The sequence below is a fragment of the Legionella quateirensis genome, assembly GCF_001467955.1.
GTDB classification, from domain to species: Bacteria; Pseudomonadota; Gammaproteobacteria; order Legionellales; family Legionellaceae; genus Legionella; species Legionella quateirensis.
This window is the reverse complement of sequence record NZ_LNYR01000025.1, coordinates 1-971: the sequence shown is the minus strand read 5'-3', so window position 1 is coordinate 971 and position 971 is coordinate 1. Positions and strand designations below refer to the sequence as shown.

The window sequence follows — 971 nt, the reverse complement described above, 5'->3', positions numbered from 1 at the left end:
ACGGTAGTCACCAGTGACGGGGCTTTAAGCGATACGGACAGCATCGCCATTACAGTCAATCCAGTTGTGGATATTGCCAACGATGCGGCTACCTTCAATGAAGACACGGTGGCTAATCTTGACGTGAATGCCAATGATACCTTTGAAAATGCAGGCCATACCATCACTGCCATTAATGGCACGGCCATTACCGCAGGCAACACCGTAACGGTAGCCAACGGCACAGTGTTGTTAAATGCTAACGGTACCTTAAGCTTTACGCCAGCTGCCAATTACAACGGCAGTACCAGTTTTACCTACACGGTGACTTCCGGTGGGGTTACTGAAACCGCTACAGTGAACCTGACGGTGAACCCGGTTAATGACGCTCCAACCAACAGCGTCCCTGGCGCTCAAACCACGAATGAAGACACCGCTCAAGTCTTTAGCTCTGCCAACGGCAATGCGATTAGTCTTACCGATATAGACAGCGCTTCTGTGACCACCACGATTTCTGTGGCACACGGCAGTTTAACGGCTCTGGCAACAGCTGGGGTTACCATTACGAATAACGGAACAGGAACGGTGACTCTGGTAGGATCTCCAGCCAACATCACCACTGCCTTGAATGGTTTAAGCTACACCCCGGTTGCTGATTACAACGGTGCAGACAACTTGACGGTCGTTACCAGTGATGGGGCTTTAAGCGATACGGACAGCATCGCCATCACAGTCAATCCAGTCGTGGATATTGCCAACGATACGGCTACCTTCAATGAAGACACGGTGGCTAATCTTGACGTGAATGCCAATGATACCTTTGAAAATGCAGGCCATACCATTACTGCAATTAACGGTACGGCCATTGCCGTGGGCGGCACAGTGGCTGTGGCCAACGGCACAGTGTTGTTAAATGCTAACGGTACCTTAAGCTTTACCCCAGCTGCGAATTACAACGGCAGTACCAGCTTTACCTATACGGTGACTTCTGG

General features: G+C 50.6%; 1 protein-coding gene. It reads left to right on the top strand.

Annotated elements, in window-relative coordinates; all coding sequences use genetic code 11:
* Positions 1–971 (top strand): Ig-like domain-containing protein (locus tag Lqua_RS09655; RefSeq protein ID WP_157076139.1); only part of this gene is annotated, 971 nt, incomplete at both ends.